The sequence below is a fragment of the Candidatus Krumholzibacteriia bacterium genome (assembly GCA_029865265.1).
Classification (GTDB): domain Bacteria; phylum Krumholzibacteriota; class Krumholzibacteriia; order WVZY01; family JAKEHA01; genus JAKEHA01.
In genome coordinates this window covers 64,797-79,788 of sequence record JAOUHG010000003.1, presented here as the reverse complement: position 1 = coordinate 79,788, position 14,992 = coordinate 64,797, and the positions used below count along the sequence as shown (strand labels likewise).

At 63.4% G+C, this 14,992-nt stretch carries 14 protein-coding genes and 1 tRNA gene; 13 read left to right on the top strand and 2 right to left on the bottom strand.

Going from position 1 to position 14,992, the window contains the following annotated elements:
* Nucleotides 1–75: 75 nt before the first annotated feature.
* From OEX18_02650 to OEX18_02625, 6 genes are all read left to right on the top strand, one after another.
* The gene (locus tag OEX18_02650) at nt 76–1,443 is read left to right on the top strand and encodes a multiheme c-type cytochrome (protein MDH4336158.1); all 1,368 of its coding nucleotides are present in this window, start codon (nt 76–78) and stop codon (nt 1,441–1,443) included.
* Between the two features lie 36 nt (nt 1,444–1,479).
* Nucleotides 1,480–2,667 carry a hypothetical protein gene (locus OEX18_02645; GenBank protein MDH4336157.1) on the top strand — a complete coding sequence of 396 codons (1,188 nt, stop codon included), beginning with the start codon at nt 1,480–1,482 and terminating at the stop codon, nt 2,665–2,667.
* A gap of 151 nt (nt 2,668–2,818) precedes the next feature.
* On the top strand, nt 2,819–4,093 hold the full coding sequence (locus OEX18_02640) for an efflux RND transporter periplasmic adaptor subunit (GenBank protein ID MDH4336156.1): 1,275 nt from the start codon (nt 2,819–2,821) through the stop codon (nt 4,091–4,093).
* Between the two features lie 25 nt (nt 4,094–4,118).
* Nucleotides 4,119–4,814: an ABC transporter ATP-binding protein gene (locus OEX18_02635; protein MDH4336155.1), complete on the top strand. Its 696-nt coding sequence runs from the start codon at nt 4,119–4,121 to the stop codon at nt 4,812–4,814.
* A 15-nt stretch (nt 4,815–4,829) separates the two neighbouring features.
* A complete protein-coding gene (locus OEX18_02630; protein ID MDH4336154.1) occupies nt 4,830–6,065 on the top strand; it encodes an ABC transporter permease in 1,236 nt (411 codons plus the stop codon).
* Nucleotides 6,066–6,075: 10 nt separating this feature from the next.
* Nucleotides 6,076–7,323: an ABC transporter permease gene (locus tag OEX18_02625; GenBank protein MDH4336153.1), complete on the top strand. Its 1,248-nt coding sequence runs from the start codon at nt 6,076–6,078 to the stop codon at nt 7,321–7,323.
* A 1-nt stretch (nt 7,324) separates the two neighbouring features.
* Here the strand turns inward: OEX18_02625 and OEX18_02620 are convergent, their stop codons facing one another.
* Nucleotides 7,325–8,416 carry a ketoacyl-ACP synthase III gene (locus OEX18_02620; protein ID MDH4336152.1) on the bottom strand — a complete coding sequence of 364 codons (1,092 nt, stop codon included), beginning with the start codon at nt 8,414–8,416 and terminating at the stop codon, nt 7,325–7,327.
* 238 nt (nt 8,417–8,654) lie between these two features.
* Between OEX18_02620 and OEX18_02615 the strand changes: the two genes are divergently transcribed.
* From OEX18_02615 to OEX18_02585, 7 genes are all read left to right on the top strand, one after another.
* Nucleotides 8,655–8,837 carry a hypothetical protein gene (locus OEX18_02615; GenBank protein ID MDH4336151.1) on the top strand — a complete coding sequence of 61 codons (183 nt, stop codon included), beginning with the start codon at nt 8,655–8,657 and terminating at the stop codon, nt 8,835–8,837.
* Between the two features lie 131 nt (nt 8,838–8,968).
* Nucleotides 8,969–9,044, top strand: a tRNA-Glu gene (locus OEX18_02610).
* A 204-nt stretch (nt 9,045–9,248) separates the two neighbouring features.
* Nucleotides 9,249–9,890 carry a corrinoid protein gene (locus OEX18_02605; GenBank protein MDH4336150.1) on the top strand — a complete coding sequence of 214 codons (642 nt, stop codon included), beginning with the start codon at nt 9,249–9,251 and terminating at the stop codon, nt 9,888–9,890.
* Nucleotides 9,891–10,820 (top strand): homocysteine S-methyltransferase family protein, encoded by a 930-nt coding sequence (locus tag OEX18_02600; protein ID MDH4336149.1) that lies wholly within the window; start codon nt 9,891–9,893, stop codon nt 10,818–10,820.
* Nucleotides 10,813–11,532 carry a hypothetical protein gene (locus OEX18_02595; GenBank protein MDH4336148.1) on the top strand — a complete coding sequence of 240 codons (720 nt, stop codon included), beginning with the start codon at nt 10,813–10,815 and terminating at the stop codon, nt 11,530–11,532. The genes OEX18_02600 and OEX18_02595 overlap by 8 nt, the downstream gene beginning before the upstream one ends.
* A complete protein-coding gene (locus OEX18_02590) occupies nt 11,475–12,950 on the top strand; it encodes a trimethylamine methyltransferase family protein (GenBank protein MDH4336147.1) in 1,476 nt (491 codons plus the stop codon). Before OEX18_02595 ends, OEX18_02590 begins: the two co-directional genes overlap by 58 nt.
* 249 nt (nt 12,951–13,199) lie before the next feature.
* The gene (locus tag OEX18_02585; protein MDH4336146.1) at nt 13,200–14,546 is read left to right on the top strand and encodes a multiheme c-type cytochrome; all 1,347 of its coding nucleotides are present in this window, start codon (nt 13,200–13,202) and stop codon (nt 14,544–14,546) included.
* 27 nt (nt 14,547–14,573) lie between these two features.
* Here the strand turns inward: OEX18_02585 and OEX18_02580 are convergent, their stop codons facing one another.
* The gene (locus OEX18_02580; protein MDH4336145.1) at nt 14,574–14,720 is read right to left on the bottom strand and encodes a hypothetical protein; all 147 of its coding nucleotides are present in this window, start codon (nt 14,718–14,720) and stop codon (nt 14,574–14,576) included.
* Between the last annotated feature and the right edge of the window lie 272 nt (nt 14,721–14,992).

Below are 14,992 nucleotides of genomic sequence, written 5' to 3'. Positions count from 1 at the left end.
CACCAAGAAACAGATATTATAATCTGCAAGTAGAATAATCGGCCGCATCATTCAACCGCGCGAAGGAGGGTTTTCATGACAGCCCGCGCGCAGATTGCACTGCTTCTTGGTGCGGCCATCCTCATAGTACCCGCCGCCGCATTTGCCCAGGGCTCCCAGCCCAGCGGCGACGCGCTTCTTGGCACCGGCAGCTACGAGAGTTTCGAATCCCCGCGCGCCTGCGGAACATGCCACATCGATATCTACATGCAGTGGCAGCAGGCCATGATGTCGCAGTCGTACACGCACCACTGGGACGAAATCGAATATTTCAAGCTCGCGGTGCCCCACGCGGAGAAGGATCCGAAGGTCGCGGGCGTCAAGGCCGGCTGCAACGGGTGTCACGCGCCCGGCGCCTTCATTGCCGGAGACGTTCCCCCGCCGCCGCCCTCGGAAGGGTCGCGGGCCAACGAAGGCGTGTCGTGCGACATATGCCACACGATCACGGGGAAGAACGGTGACCCCTACAACTTCAGCTTCACCATCTCTCCCGGCCGGACCAAGTACGGCAATCGCGATGGTGTCAAGTCGCCCCACCACACGACTCAGTTTCACGAGTTCACCCAGACGGCCGAAATGTGCGGGACGTGCCACAACGAGATGAGTCCCTATGGCGTGTGGGTCAAGTCCACCCAGCGCGAATGGGCCGCGGGCCCCTACGCGCGCGAGGGTGTGCGCTGCCAGGACTGCCACATGCCGGCGGGCGAGGGCCGCAACGCCATGCAGGCGGAGATGCGCGACGACATGCGCCATCACCTGTTTCACGGCGCGCACTCACAGAGCAAGCTGCGGGGCTCAGTGGAGGTGCGCATCCATCCCAACACGCGCGATGCCGTGCCCGGCGAACCGATCACGCTGCAGGCACAGGCCTTCAACCACAAGGCGGGACACAAGATCCCCTCCGGGTCCGCGGAGGAGCGCCAGCTGTGGCTCACGGTGCGGGCGTGGGATGCGGAGGGGAACGAATACCACCTGCCCGTGGATCGCAAGGGATTCGAGGGAGAGGAATTCACCATCTCCTCGAAGGACGCACTCGCCTACCAGGACATCGGAGACATCCTGGGGCTCGAGGGGTTCGCGGGCCTGCCGCGCGACGCCCTGCCCTACGAGGGGGACCGCATCTTCCGGTTGCCATACTTCGATCCGAAGGGGCGCATGACCATCGCGCAGTGGAACACCGCGTCGCTTGGTGTCGACTACCGCATCGGTCCCCGCGAGACGAAGGTCGAGACCTACACGTGGACCGTCCCCGACGACATGCCCGAGGGGCGCGTGCGCGTGGTGGCGGAGATCTACTACCGGCGCCTCGTGCACTCGGTTGGCGAGTATCTGGAGGTTCCGGAGGAGGAAATGGAGGCGTTTCTCGTGAACCGGAGCGAGACGTGGTTCGACGTGAGCTGGTGAACGAAACGAACCTTTCATCCCAGAGGAGAGGACATCATGACCACCCGACAATCACTGGCCGCAGCCCTGATCAGCGTTACCATCGCGGTGCCGGCGTTACCGCTCCTTCCCGGGGGGACGGCGGGGGCGATTCCCGCGTTTGCGCGCAAGTACCGCGTCTCCTGCACCATGTGCCACGTTGCGGCGCCCAAACTCAAGCCGTACGGAGAGGAGTTCGCGGGAAATGGCTTCGTTCTGCCGGACGGCGAAGAGCCCAAGCGTGCGACCATCGACACGGGGGATACCCAGCTCCTGCTGCAGACGGATCTCCCGCTGGCCGTGCGCATTGATGCCTATCTGCGCGGGCAGGAATCCAGCGCGGTCGACGCGGACCTGCAGGTTCCCTACGGGCTGAAACTCCTGAGCGGCGGCCGCGTGACGCGAAACATCTCGTACTACTTCTACTTCTACGTGTTCGAACGCGGTGAAGTGGCCGGCCTGGAGGATGCCTACCTGCACTTCAACAACATCCGGGGCAGCGAATTCGACGTGATGGCCGGGCAGTTCCAGGTGTCGGATCCTCTCTTCAAGCGCGAACTGCGCCTGGAGTTCGAGGATTACCTCATCTACCGTTTCCGTCCCGGGGAATCGCAGGCCAACCTCACCTATGACCGCGGGCTCATGTTCACCTACGGCTTCGACTTCGGCCTCGATCTGGTGGCGCAGTTACTCAACGGCAACGGCATCCCGGCGGCGGAGGATCGCGTGTTCGATGTGGACACGCAGAAAGCGTCGGCACTGCGCGCCAGCCAGGCGCTGGGACCGGTGAGGGTGGGTGCGTTTGGCTACTACAACGAGGAGAAGAACGAGTTCGGCACGCGCAACGACGTGTACTACGCGGGAGGTGATGCCACGATTGATGCGGGGGAGAAGTGGCAGCTGAACCTGCAGTACCTGCGCCGCAATGACAGCAACGCGTTCTTCGTGGTCCCGGATTCGACCGATACGGAGACGGATGGCGGCTTTGCGGAACTCATCTTCATGCCCCGTGGGTCGGAATCGAGGTGGTTGTTCTCGGGCCTGTACAACGTGATCGAGAGCGGCGGCGACCTGTACGACACCAGACGCCTGACGGCGACGGTGAACTACATGGTGGCGCGCAACATGCGCTTCCTCGTGGAGTACACGTTCGATGCGGATGCCGAGAAGTCGGAGGGCACCCTGGGCTTCATGGGCGCTTTTTAGCCCCCCTGGGACGGGACCGGTGCGGCCACGGGCCGGGCCGGTCCCGCGGGCCCCCCGAAGCAACCTTCCGCCCGGTTTCGCCGTAGTCCTACCAGATTTCCAGACACCCTGATAACGCCCTCAATCGCAAGGATATGGAGGATTTCCCCCGATGAGACGCAAACCCCTCTGGATCGGCGCTGCCGCCGTGGTGGTATTGGGCGGCGTTGCCGGCATCATGGCCTTCCGGGACGGAGGCGACAAGGCGCTGACGGTCCAGACCGCCCGTGTGGAACGCCAGAAGATCGTCCAGAAGGTCAACGGCACCGGGACCATCCAGCCCCGGACCCAGGTGAAAATCAGCGCCGACGTGAGCGGCAAGATCACCAGGCTCGTGGTGGTTGAGGGGCAGTGGGTGGAGAAGGGCACGCTGCTGCTGGAACTCGACCGCACCCGCTTCCTGGCCGCGGTGGAGAGCGCCGAGGCCAACGTGAGCTCGGCCGAGGCCAGCGCCGTGCTGGTGCGCGAGAACATGCTGCGCGCCGAGAAGGAGTACAACCGTTCCCGGGAGCTGCTGGAGAAGGGCATGGAATCCCAGGCCAACTTCGACGTGCTCGACGCCGCCTACAAGGTGGAAACCGCGCGCTACAAGTCCACCCAGGACCAGGCCGAGCAGGCGCGGGCGGCGCTCAAACAGGCGCGCGACGACCTCTCCAAGACCACCATCTACGCGCCCATGGCGGGGACCATCAGTGACCTGAACAAGGAACAGGGTGAGATTGCCATCGGTTCGCAGTTCCAGCCCGACGTGATCCTGGTGATCGCCGACCTCTCGGAGATGGAAGCCCAGGTCAACGTGGACGAGAACGACATCGTCTCGATCCAGATCGGCCAGGAGGCGGAGATCGAGGTGGACGCGCTCCTTGACCAGACGCTCACCGGGACGGTGACCGAAATCGCCAACAGCGCCAATGTTGGGGGCGCGGGGTCCGCGGACCAGAAGACCGAGTTCGAAATCAAGATAACCATCAAGAACCCGCCCGAGACGCTGCGCCCGGGGATGACGGCCAGCGCCGATATCTTCACGAAGACAAACGAGAATGCCGTGAGTGTGCCCATTCAGAGTGTCGCCGTGCGCACGGTGGACCAACTGGCCGCGGCTGGTGAGGAACGCAAGGATGCCGAGGCGCGCTTCACCGCGGACCGTGACGGTTTCGTGGAGATCGTGTTCTGCATCGAGGACAGCAAGGCGGTGGCCAGACAGGTGAAAACAGGCATCCAGAGCGACGAACTGATCGAGATCCTCGACGGGCTCGAAGAGGGCGAGGAAGTTGTCACCGGGAGCTACCGCGCCATTTCCAAGGACCTGGTGAACGGGGCCGTGGTCACCGTCGAGAACGAGGAGAAGGACGCCGGAGGGGAGCACGCGCGTGGATCCGGTGAGTAGCGCACCCCAAGGCTCCAGCGCAAGCCTGTGTCTGCGCGACGTGGTAAAGACATACGGCGCCGACGCCGACGAGGTCAAGGCGCTGCGCGGCGTGTCTCTGGACATCGTCCGCAACGAGTATGTCGCCATCATGGGTCCGTCGGGCTCTGGCAAGTCGACGCTCATGAACGTGATCGGCTGTCTGGACGTGCCCACCTCGGGGACCTATTTCCTGGAGGGGCAGCCGGTGGCCGAGATGTCGGAGTACCAGCTTGCCGAGATCCGCAATCGCCGCATCGGGTTCGTGTTTCAGACCTTCAATCTCATTCCGCGCGCCAACATCTTTCACAATGTGGAACTCCCGCTGATCTACGCCGGAGTGGCGAAGTCGGAGCGCCGGCAGCGGGCCGAGGAGGCGCTCGCCCGCGTGGGCCTGGGCGCGCGCATGAAACACAAGCCCAACGAGCTATCGGGCGGACAGCGGCAGCGGGTGGCCATTGCGCGGGCACTGGTGGGCCGTCCCTCCATCATTCTCGCCGACGAACCCACCGGCAATCTTGACAGCAAGACCGGCGATGAAATCATGGCGGTGCTGGATGAACTGCATGCCTCCGGCCAGACCATCATCCTGGTTACCCACGAAGACTACATTGCCGAACACGCGCTGCGCGTCATCCGTCTCAAGGACGGGATGATCGAGAGTGATGAGACATCGCAGTCCCGGTCGATGGGCGCGCATTGAGGAGGTGAGCCGGCGGTGAGGTTCTGGATCGAACTGCAGGAAGCACTGCAGATAGCGCTGGGCGCGCTGCGTGCCAACAAAGCCCGTGGCACACTCACCACGCTCGGCATCATCATTGGCATCGTGGCGGTCATCCTCACCATGACCGCGGCCAACGGGCTCAAGAGCACGTTCCGCCAGAGTTTCTCCGCCGTGGGCACCGACGTCATCTATGTGTCGCGCATGCCTTGGGTGATCATGAACGACTTCTTCCTGTACCGGAACCGCCCCCCTATGGAATTGCGCCAGGTCGAGCAACTCGAGCAGAAGCTCCGAGGCAAGGCCATCGTCAACCCCAGCATGGGCGACCAGCGTGATCTCAAGTATCGCGCCGAAACCATGGAGGGGGTACGCGTGGTGGGTACCACCGACCGGCAAACGATGGTCTCCACGGCGCAACCCGAGACGGGCCGTTTCATCACCGACTTCGACGTGACCTACAAGAAGAACGTGTGTGTCATCGGCACCGACGTTCGCGACGGCCTGTTCGGTGGTGCCAATCCCATCAACCAGGAGATGAAGATCGGCCGCAGCACGTTTCGGGTGATCGGTGTGATGGAGAAGCAGGGTGGTAGCTTCCTGGGTGGACCGAACTTCGACCGCCAGGTATTCGTTCCCATCAGCGCGTACGTGAAGGCCTTCGGCGGCGAGCGCCACCAGAACGTCAACGTGGCCGTCAAGGCGCCTTCGCAGGAAGCGGTGGCGGATCTCGAGTTCGAGGTCATCGGTGAGATGCGCAAGATTCGCCAACTGCGGCCCTCGGAGCCGGATAATTTCTCCATCAACAAGCTGGATACGCTGGTGGGAGCGTTCAACAACGTCATGGGTGTGGTGCTGCTGGTGGGGCTGCTGATCACCAGCATTTCGCTCTTCGTGGGTGGGGTGGGAGTGATGAACATCATGTTCGTGTCGGTCACCGAGCGCACCCGCGAAATCGGAATCCGCAAGGCCATCGGCGCGAAGCCCCACAGCATTCTGTTTCAGTTCCTCTTCGAGGCGGCTGCGATCTGCCTGCTGGGCGGGCTGGTTGGGATCGCCATCGCGTCGGCGCTGACCGCGGTGATCAACAAGATGCTCATGCCCGCCAGTGTTTCGATACCCATTCTGCTCACAGCGGTGGCGGTCTCAATTGCGGTTGGGGTGGTGGCGGGATTCGTGCCGGCATTCAGAGGTGCGAGACTGCGGCCCGTCGAGGCGCTGCGCTACGAGTAGGTACACGGCCATGCGTATTCCAGACCTGTTCTCCATGTCCGTCGCGGCCATTCTGGCCAGCAAGCTGCGCTCCTCGCTTACGCTGGTGGGAATCGTGGCCGGGGTGGCGTCGATCATCGCGGTCATGACCGCCATCTCCGTGGTGCAGGCCACCATGGAGAAGGAGATGAGCGTGCTCGGCAGCCAGGTCTTCCAGGTGCAGAAGTGGCCGGCGGGCGGGTTCAGTTCCGCGGAACAGCGGCGCAAGGCCATGCGGCGCCCGCCCCTCACCGTGGAGAATGCCGCCGCCATCCGCGACCAGGTGGAGACGGTCGACATCGTCGGTTCCGAGCTGTGGGACTTCGGCTACGTGGTGGAGTACCGGGGCGAGGAGACCAATCCGAACATTTCCATCTGCGGTGGGACGCCAGAGTACCCGGACAACAATACGCACTGGGTGGGGCTGGGGCGCAACCTCTCCCAGATGGACGTCAAGAGCGGGCGTAACGTGGCGGTGATCGGCTACGCCATCGGCCAGAAGCTGTTTCCCTTCACCGATCCCATCGGCAGGGAGATCCGCCTGGACGGCCGCAAGTACCAGGTGATCGGTGTATTCGACGAGAAGAAGTCCGCGTTCGGGTCGAACTACGACAACTACGTGCTCATTCCCATCACCACCTTCCTGGACATCTACGGCATGGTCAACCGCGACGGCTTCTCGCGTTCGGTGAACATCACCGTGCGTGCCAAGTCACCGGAGCTGGTGCACGACGCCATCGAGGAGACGCGCCAGGTGTTGCGTCGCGAGCGCGGTGTGCGGCCCAACGAAGAGGACAACTTCGAGTTCTTCAACAGCGAGAGCCTGATCACCCAGTTCAACCAGACCACGGCCAAGGTGAAAATCGCCGCGTTTGTGATCGGGATCATTGCGCTGGTGGTGGCCGGGATCGGCATCATGAATATCATGCTGGTGTCGGTGACCGAGCGCACCAAGGAGATCGGCATCCGCAAGTCCCTCGGGGCCAAGCCGGGCAATATCCTCTACCAGTTCCTGCTGGAAGCGGTCATCCTGTGCAATATCGGCGGTGTGATCGGCATCGTGGTGGGGTTTGCACTTGGCAACGTGATCACCGCGTTTACCTCGTTCGCGGTCAACGTGCCTCTGGAGTGGGCGATCATCGGCCTCGTGTTCTGCTCGACGGTGGGAATCGTGTTCGGGCTGGTGCCGGCCATTCGCGCCTCGCGTCTCAACCCGATCGACGCGCTGCGTTACGAGTAGGTCAGCGGGCGGTGGGGAAGGCGTATACCATGGCGTTGATGTTCATGCCCGCGCCCACCGACGCCAGCACAATGTTCTCCAGCGGGTGCAGCGACTGATCCTCGATTTTCCCCTTCAAGACCAGATCCAGCAGTGTCGGCAGCGTGGCCACGGAACTGTTGCCCAGCCAGGCGATGGTCATGGGCATCACCAGCGGTGGGGGCGAGGCCTTGAACAGGCTGTAGACGCGCTCGAGGATGGCCTCGTCCATCTTGGCGTTGGCCTGGTGCAGCAGAATCTTGGAGATATCGGAGAGCGAGAGTCCGGCGCGGGCGACACAGTCCTTGACCACGCGCGGCACGTGGCGCAACGCGTATTCGTAGAGCTTGTGACCGTGCATCTTGAGGAACAGATCGTTTCCCTCGAATTCAGGATTGTAGGACGGTCCCATGTGGAGCAGCGTGGCGTGTTCGATGGTGTCGGAACGGGTGCAGTGTGCAATGATGCCCACCGGCACCTCGCTGGTCACCGCCTCCAGCACGCAGGCGCCGGCGCCATCCGCATAGATCATGCTGTCACGATCGTGGGGGTCGGAGACTCGCGAGAGCGTCTCCGCGCCGATGACCAGCGCGCGCTTCGCGTCGCCGGAACGGATGAAGTAGTCCGCCTGGATCACCGCCTGCAGCCAGCCGGGACACCCGAAGGGGAGGTCGTAAGCGACGGTGTTGGGGTTCTTGATCCCCAGGCGCTGCTTGACGCGGGCGGCCAGGGTCGGAACCATGTCGCTACGGCGGTTGTTCGCGGCCACGTCGCCAAAGTTGTGCGCCACGACGATGTAATCCAGCTGTTCGCGGTCCACGCCGGAGTTCTCCATGGCGTCCCGGGCGGCGAGAAAAGCGATGTCGGAGGTGACCAGATCGTCACTGACGTAGCGGCGTGCACCGATGTCGGTGATCGACGCGAACTTCTCAATGGTCTCGGCGGGGGCCCGGTCGAGCGGCTGCCCGTCCTGGGAGTAGAAACGGTTGCTGAGGAAGTCCCGGTTCGGAACCAGCCGCTCGGGAACGTAGCTACCCGTCCCGACGATTTGTGTCCACGTCGTCCGCCTGCTCATTCTTTCCCCATATTAGTGGGTGAGGGGACCCGGTGTCGAGGGTTTTGGAGGGCAGACCCGGGCCGTCCCCGGCCGGATGTCCGGAATGCCCCCCGGCCGCCGGGCGGGAACCCGCGGGGGGACGTCTCCAGGCTGCTCCTCCGACATCTGGCTGAGGCAGAGGCCCGCGGCGACCCGGGTTTTCGGGCCGGTCCGACCGGGAGACCTTGACGATGGCAGGCATGCCCTCGCCGGAGGTGTGCTCACGCACCGCGACGGCGAACTGTCCGTCCGCGACGTGAACATGAACAACGTGCGCCCCATCGAGGCGAGCACCGTTCCGCCGGGCGAACAGTCCGCGGCCACCGCAACCGACGGCGCAAGACGCAGGGCGGTGAGCGCCGGCAAACCACGCAAGACCTCCCCACGCTCGATCGTGTGAATTCATTCATGCAACAGCCTCCTGCTTTGTCCCGGCGGATCTTCGGCCGGCAACGTGTCGCGCGGGTAGAGGGGGTTATCAATTGACAGAAACCGGCCGGCCCTCGTACGCTAGCGGTCCGATTCTCAGGGGTCCCCATCGTCTAGAGGCCTAGGACACCGCCCTTTCACGGCGGCGACACGGGTTCGACTCCCGTTGGGGACGCCATTCTTCACGCCATCATCGCCCCACAAAATTCCGGTACCATTCCCGCCCTTAAAGCCGATCGCCAATGGAACCGCAGGTTTGCGTGGCCGCTGACAAGTCGCTGCGATACGCTAACGTAGTGGCAAGACCGGATCCCACTGTGGAATCATCTCCAGGCGCGGCCGGGGCGGAGCTGGCGTCGCCAGCAAGAAGGAAGGTCTTCACGTGAAAGAGTTCCTGTCTCAGTGCGAGCGAGCCGTACGCGAAGGTGACAGCGAACGTGCGTCGCACCTTGCCCACGAAACCCTCAAGCGTGAATACGACCTTCTGGCAGTGATCGAGGGGGGCTTCGCGGCGGGGGTAAGGGCCGCAGGGGCGCTATGGGAAGAAGGCGAGTATTTCCTGCCGGAGCTGGCCTTCAGTGCGGAGGCAATGAAGGTGGCCATGTGCATTCTGCAACCCGAGCTGCTCAGACAGGGTGGCTCTCGAACAAAAGGACGCGTGCTGATAGGGACGGTTCAGGGAGACATCCACGATATTGGGAAGTCGCTCGTTGCGACGATGCTGCTGGCCAACAACTATGAAGTGGTCGACCTGGGTGCCAACGTTTCGCATGACAAGTTCGTCGCCGAAGTGGCTGCGCAAAAGCCGCGGTTCCTGGCGCTATCCGCCCTGCTGACAACAACCATGCCGGGGCAACGAGAAGTGGTCAGGCTGCTCGAAGAGAAGGGGCTGCGCGAAGACGTCAAGGTAATCATTGGCGGGGCGCCGACGAGTGAGCAATGGAGCAAGGAGATCGGTGCGGACGGCCACGGAGAGAATGCCGTGGCGGCCGTGCAGCTTGCCGACTCCCTGCTGGAGAAATAGATGGAGTCGTTCGGGATAATGAGGCGCCTTGCCGAAGGCCGCCTGCTGTTCGACGGGGGAATGGGGAGCATGCTGATCGGGCTCGGACTGCCGGCCGGCTGGCCTCCCGAAGAATGGAACGTGTCGCGCCCGGAAGCAGTAACGCGTGTTCATCGCGCCTATCTGGACGCCGGTGCCGAGGTTGTCGGGACCAACACGTTCGGGGCAACACCCGCTCGCCTGGCCACGCACGGTCTTGCCGATCGCACGGCCGAGTTCAGCACCGCAGGACTGCAGCTCGCACGGAAAGCGGTTGCCGAGACTTCTCGAGGCGCCGACAACCGCCGTCGGTTCGTGGCGTTCTCGCTGGGACCGGGCGGTGAGATGCTGCCGCCGGTGGGCTCCGCGGATCCGGATCGTGTTCGAAGGGAGTTCCTGGGGCCTCTGCGTAGCGCCGGTGGTGGTGATGCGCCAGATCTCATTCTCATAGAGACCATGATCGATCTGAGGGAGGCCCTGATCGCGCTGGAAGTGGCGAAGAACACGGTCGATGTCCCGGTGGCGGTCTCGCTTACCTACAACCGCAACCCGCGCGGGTTCTTTACCATCATGGGTGATGAGGCGTCGAAGGCGGCAAAACAGCTCGAGGCGGCCGGCGCTGACGTGATCGGGGCAAACTGTTCGATCACCAGTGGAGACATGTTGAATCTGGCCGCCGTTCTGAGAAGCAGCACGACAGTGCCCTTGCTGTGCCAGCCGAACGCCGGCAATCCGGCGATTCGCGCTGGTGGGCCGGTGTATGAACAGGCACCGGAGGAATTCGCCGAGCACGTACAAGGGCTGTTTGATGCTGGCGTCAACGCAGTTGGCGGGTGTTGCGGAACGACGCCCGACTTCATCCGCCGTGCATCCGATGCTATCCGACACCGGCCGGGAGACAGCCATGGGTGACATCCGGCGCGAGGCGAGCCTGCCGATCCTGTTCGAGGACGATGTGGTGCTGGGCATGTTGGGCTACGCGGAGCGCCCGGTCCCGCAACGGGTCAGGGACATCGTGGCGGAGATGAGAGCGGAAGCCGCGCCGTTGCTCAAGCCAGCATGCGCAATTCTGCGCGCCGGACCGGAACTGCTGGCGCGGTCACTGTTTCTCAAAGAGCTCGACGGGGCAGTGTTGTGCCTGGTAACGATCGGCGTCGGCGTGGAGCAGGCAATGGAGAGGTACGATGCCGCCGGAGAAATCGCGAAGGCGCTGATCATGAACGTATTCGGTTCCGCGGCGGTTGAGGCGGCGGCGGACGCAGCAAACGACCTGATTCGCGGAGACATTGCCCGCGAAGGACTGCGTTGCACAAGGCGCTTCAGTCCAGGTTACGGCGGTTGGGCCCTCTCGGAGCAAAGATGGATCCTGCCCGCCCTGGGCGGCGAAAGCCTCGGAGTTGCGCTGACGGAGGGGTGCATGATGGTGCCCCGCAAGTCCATCACCTTCGCCGTCAGTGTTGGTGAACACCCGATGGAGATGCGGAGCGATAATGCGTGTGATGGTTGTGAGCTGATCAATTGCGAATACCGACGCAAAACGGTTACCAGGGAGGTGAATGGGAAGCAATGGGTGACATTCATCGGCCCCGAGTCGAACTACTGTCCTCGGAACAGGTGGCATTGATTGTTGAGGAGGCCTTTCGCGTTCTGGAAGACATCGGCATTCTGGTGGAGAACGAGGAGGCGCTCGACTTGTTGTCGCAGGCGGGCGGGCGGATAGCCAATGATCGCCGGCGGGTCTTCATCGCGCGGGAAACGTGTGAGCGTTGTATGGCAACGGTGCCGCACTCGTTCTTTCTGTATGACAGGGATGGCGAGGAGGCGGTCCGTGTGGGTGACGATGATGTGTGCTTTGTCCCCGGATCGGCGGCGACGTGGGTCCATGACTTTGCCACGCGATCCATTCGAAAAGCAACCACGCGCGATGTGGGTGAGTTTGTCGTGCTGGTGGACAGTCTTCCGGCGATGGATTTGCAGAGTACGTGCGTGGTTCCGGATGACGTGCCCGGGGCGCTTGCCGATCGTTATCGGTTGTTTCTGGCGCTGGCCTACGGGCGCAAGCCCGTGGTTACGGGGACCTTCACGAAGGATGCGTTCGCGACGATGCACGCGTTCCTGACCGTGGTTCGCGGTACCGCGAAGGCAGTAAGAGAAAAGCCGCTGGCCGTTTTTGACTGCTGCCCGTCGTCACCCCTGATGTGGAGCGACCTCACGTGCCAGGCGTTGATCGATTGTGGGCGAAGCGGCGTGCCCGCCACCATCGTGCCGGCCCCGTTGATGGGCGCTACTGCTCCGGTCACGCTGATGGGTACCCTCGTTCAGCACACGGCCGAGAACCTGAGTGGAGTTGTTATTCACCAAACGGCCGGGCCGGGATCGCCATTGGTTTACGGAGGCGCCGCGGCCGTGTTCGACATGAGAAAGGGAACCGCGCCGATGAGCGGCATTGAGGCCGTGATGGCCGATGCGGCGTATGCTCAGATCGGCAAGCACTTCGGTCTGCCCACCCACTCCTACCTGGGACTGAGTGACGCAAAGACGCCCGACTTCCAGGCAGGGTTCGAAACAACACTCGGGGCGGTGCTGGCCGCGCTTGCCGGTGTCAACATCGTCGCGGGTGCCGGGTTGTTGAACTACGTGAACTGCCAGAGCCTCGAGAAACTTATTATCGACAATGAGGTGTGCGCCCATGCGCAGCGGCTTGTCCAGGGAATCCGGCTGCGTGGGGAAGACGCGGGGTTCGACGTGATCCGTGAATGCGCGTTGTCGGGTTCGTTCCTGACTTCGCAGCACACGCGCCGGCACTTTCGTGAAGAGGTCTACTATCCGGGCCCGGTTATCGACCGGTTGTCACAGGGCGACTGGGAAGCGGCGGGTGGGAGGAGTGCGGCGGACAGGGCACATGACAGGGTGCGGCAAATGCGCGAGTCTGCGGCGGTTTCACCACTCGACCCCACAAGGATGGGCGAGCTGGAAGCCCGGATGGCGTCCGATGCGGCCGCGGCCGGCATGGAGAAGCTTCCGGAATGGCGACTGTTCTGACGCCGCCGAGCTTTCCTGGTCCGGGGGGAGAGGGGCGCCCGCGAGTAGGCGAGTTGCACATGTGATTGGAGGGGAATCGGGGAAGCGCTGCGGCCCACGCGGTTCGGCGTAATGCGCTTGCTGCGCGTTGCCGCACGATCAGTTCTGCGCGACAAAAGATACGTCGATCCGGTATTCTGTAGTCGATGGAACATCGCCAGCACTGTGAGCCGGCGGTGATGCCGGACTCGGAAGCACAAGGAGGACGCCATGAGGAAGAGTGTGGGAACGCTCACGATGGCCGCGTTGCTCCTCGCCGCAGCGGTCGCTTACGGCGCCGAGGGACCGACTGAGGGGAGCCTTCCCTACGATCGATTCGAGACCACCGAAACCTGCGCCGACTGCCATTCGGAAATCGCGAGGCAGCACGCGCGTTCGCTGATGGCGCAGTCGTTCACCCATGAATGGGATGAAATCGAATACTTCGAACTGGCGCTGCCGCATGCGCTGAAGAACGAGAAGGTCGCGGGCGTGAAGTCCGGGTGCAATGGCTGCCACGCTCCGCTCGCCTACCTGGCCGGAGACATTCCGCCGAAACATCCCTCCGAAGGCACACGTGCCAACGAGGGTGTCAGCTGTGACGTGTGCCACTCGATCACGGGCTTCAGCGGTGACGTGCCGTTCAACTTCAACTACACCATGGCGCCGGGCACCGCAAAGCAGGGTACGCGCCCCGGCATGGAGAGCGAGTATCACGAGATCGCGGTGAACGAGTTCCTCGCATCCGGAGAATTCTGCGGTATCTGTCACAACGAAAAGGATCCCTTTGGCGTCTGGGTCAAGGCGACGCATCTCGAATGGAAGGAAGGCCCCTACGCCAGAGCGGGGATCACTTGTCAGAAGTGCCACATGCCCCCGGCCGACGGCACCCTGAGTGACGGTGGCCCGGAGGTCAAGGGAGTGCGCAGACACACCTTCCACGGTGTGCACTTTCCCGAGAAGCTCAATGGCGCCGTCGAGGTGCTGCTGTATCCGCGCGAGTCGTCCGTGGCGACTGGTGGTGCGATCGTCGTCGATGCCACTGTAATGAATGCCAAGGCCGGCCACATGATACCCAGCGGTTCGGCGGAAGAGCGTGTGGTGTGGATGCACGTCGAGGCGACCGACAGCGGGGGCAGGAAGTGGCACCTGCCGGTCGATCGCAAGGGTTTCGAGGGCGAGGATTGGACCATTGCGGATCCCGCGGTGCTGTCCTACCAGGACCTCGGCGAAATCCGCGGAATCGCGAAGTTCCCCGGCCTTGCCCGCGACGGCGACGTACCCGCCGGGGACCGCATCTTCCGCATGCCCTACCTGGACCCCGCGGGGAGAATGACGATTGCCCAGTGGAACACCGCGTCCCTGGGGCCCGATTACCGCCTGCCCCCGCTGCAGGCGATCGGCGAGACATTCACGTGGCAGCTGCCGCCGGGTGTGGCAAAGGGAGAGACGACGATCCGGGCCACCGTGTACATGACGCGGGTGGTGTCTTCGGTCGTGGACTACATGAAGATCCCGGCCACGGAGAAGGAGCCGACCGTGATGGGGCAGACCGAGGTAACGCTGCTGGTGCGCTAGGCAGGCCCGTGGTGGTCCCGGCTGTCGTCAGAAACGGTACGACGCAGACTGGACCGCGTAGTGCAGCCAGGCGAAGTTGTGGACTTCGTCCACGTCGGCGCCGCCCTCGACGGTGCGGTAGCCTGCCGACACGCTCCAGCTATCGGTGATGTCGGCGTACAGTTTCAGGGACACGTCTTCCGCCCGCGGCTGTGCCCTGCGCGCGACCCGGCCTGACCCCGGACGCGCGGGGCCGCAATGCCGTGGGCTGGCCGCTCTCAATCTTCGTTTGCGGAAGAGTACGGATTGCGCATGATCCTCGCCGGTGGCAGGGAGGCGTGGAAGCTCAAAGATACGCTGGCGGAAGAGGATATCCCCAAACAGCCTGAAGCGGCGGTGCCCCGGTGACCGCACGATCAAGTTGACAGGGTGAATCACGTCGTGCAGGGTTTGCTGCCGGGAGGACT